Annotated in this window: 2 protein-coding genes; both read right to left on the reverse strand. The window is 62.8% G+C overall.

Annotated elements, in window-relative coordinates; translation table 11 throughout:
• Window positions 1-478: ATP-binding protein (locus D1094_RS18320; RefSeq protein ID WP_182440242.1), on the reverse strand; the 478-nt coding region annotated here is incomplete at its 3' end.
• Complete coding sequence (gene istA, locus D1094_RS18325; protein ID WP_118961540.1) at window positions 475-1,968, reverse strand: IS21 family transposase; 1,494 nt, start codon at window positions 1,966-1,968, stop codon at window positions 475-477. The genes istA and D1094_RS18320, both read right to left, overlap by 4 nt.
• Window positions 1,969-2,243: the final 275 nt, after the last annotated feature.

The following is a 2,243-nucleotide window of genomic DNA, read 5'->3' on the forward strand; positions in this document are numbered from 1 at the left end:
TCTGGAAGCGCAGAAGGCGACGTTCGTCGCGCGCCTCCATCATCTCGCTGACCAGGGCGGCTGCGGTGGTAAAGCCGACGGACAATCCCCTCTGGCAGGCTGCCAGGCCAAGACCGATCGCAACATGGGTCTTGCCCGTGCCACTGGGTCCGAGCGCGATAACATTCTCGCGCCTTTCGATCCATTCGCAGCGCGCCAGTTCCAGCACCAGCATCTTGTTAAGCTTGGGGATGGCGGCAAACTCGAAGCTGTCGAGGCTTTTGGCGGCCGGGAACCGGGCGGCCTTGATGCGACGCTCGACCATGCGCCGTTCCCGGTCGATCAGTTCGAGTTCGACAAGTCGGGCAAGATAGCGGACATGATCCACGTCCTCGAGCGCGCATTGGCGGGCAAGCTTGTGGTGCTCGCGCAGGAAGGTCGGCAGCTTGAGCGCTTTGAGGTGGCTGGCAAGCAGGAGTTCGGGAGCATCGCTGCTCATGCCAGTTCCTCCTCGCGGTCCAGCAGACCCATATAGGCCTTGGCCGAGGTCGTCTCGACACTGGCTCTGGGCAGATAGGGGTAGATGGCAAGGTCGAGCCTGGGTGGCCGGCGTTCGGCCCGGCACAGGACGAGATGCTTGATGGCATCGAAGCTTATGGCGCCCAGGTGCAGCGCCTGCTTTATGGCCGCATGCAGGTCGGCCAGATCGAAGCTTTCCAGAAGACGCAACACTTGCACATAGGCGCGCCGGCCCTGCTTGCCCATCCGCGCTTCCATCAGGCGACGCAGTGTGGCGAACGCCTCGGGAAGTTCCCAGCCCTGGAGCGGGGCCGCCTGGTCGAGCGCATTGATCTTGTGCTCGATCAGCGGCAGGTAATGCAGTGGGTCAAAGACGATGTCTTCGCGCCCATAACTGCGCGGATGACGGGCGATGGTCTCCCCGCCGCAGCCGATCACCACCTCATCGACATAGCCACGGATCCAGGCGTCCTGATGGCCATAGGCAACAGGGACGGAATAGTCGTTGGTTCTGTAGCGCACCAGCGCCTGGGAGGAGACCCGGCCGCTGGCCTGGTCGCAGGCCTCGAAGGGCGATGCCGGCAGCGGCCGCATCGCCGCCAGATCGCGTTGCAGCCGTTCGCCGATCGTCTCGCTCTCCCCGCGTAGCCGATCGCCCTGGCGCCTGCGGCACTGCTCCTCGAGCCACAGGTTGAACGCGTCCCAGGTTGCAAACCGGGGGATCGGCACCATGAAGTTGCGGCGGGCATAGCCCACAAGTCCTTCAACACTGCCCTTGTCATTGCCCTTGCCGGGGCGGCCATAACGGTCCCGGATCAGGTAGTGGGACAAAAACCCGCTGAACAGCGTTGCCCGCTTGCGCGTGCCGTCAGGAAGAATTTTTGCCACCAGGCAGCGGTCGTTGTCGTAGACGATCGATTGCGGCACTGCGCCCAGAAAGGCGAACGCGTGGATATGGCCGTCCACCCATGCTTCAGCCACAGCTGCCGGATAAGCCCGGACATAGCAGGCGTCGCTGTGGGGCAGATCGAGCACGAAAAAGTGCGCCTTCTGTTCCACCCCGCCGATGATAACCACAGCCTCCCCGAAATCGGCCTGTCCATGTCCGGCAGGATGGGCCAGCGGCACAAATACTTCCTGACAGCGCCGGTCCCGCTCGCGCATGTAGTCCTTGATGATCGTGTAGCCGCCGGCAAACCCATGTTCGTCACGAAGGCGATCAAAAACGCGTTTGGCCGTATGACGCTGCTTGCGCGGGACCGCCCGGTCCTCGTCAAGCCACCGATCAATGATCGCGATGAACGCGTCCAGCTTCGGGCGTCGCACCGGCGCCTGCCGCCGATAGCCCGGCGGAATAGAATACGCCATCATCTTGCGAACCGTATCGCGCGAGATGCCGAAATGCCTGGCTGCTTCGCGCTGGCTCATGCCGCCATCGCAAGCCAGACGAACCTTCAAATATAAGTCCACGGTGTAGATCCCTCGTCCCTCCCGCACAAATTGCAGAAGGAAAATAGGTGGACGACTTTTAAGCCGCCCGCAGCAGGACAATCCAGCCGCTACCGTGGACTAATTTTGCACCGCCGTTCTCACGGGTGAGGCCGATCGATTTCGGTGCCGAGCGGTTCGACGCCATGATCTATTTCGGCGAGGGTAACGCGCCCGACGCCGACCATCTGAAAGTGTTCGACGAGCAGTTGACGGCCTGCATCGCCCCGGCCCTGTTGGCCGCACGGCCCATTGCC

Origin of the sequence: Colwellia sp. RSH04 (assembly GCF_003545765.1) — a bacterium.
Lineage (GTDB): Bacteria > Pseudomonadota > Gammaproteobacteria > Enterobacterales > Alteromonadaceae > Colwellia.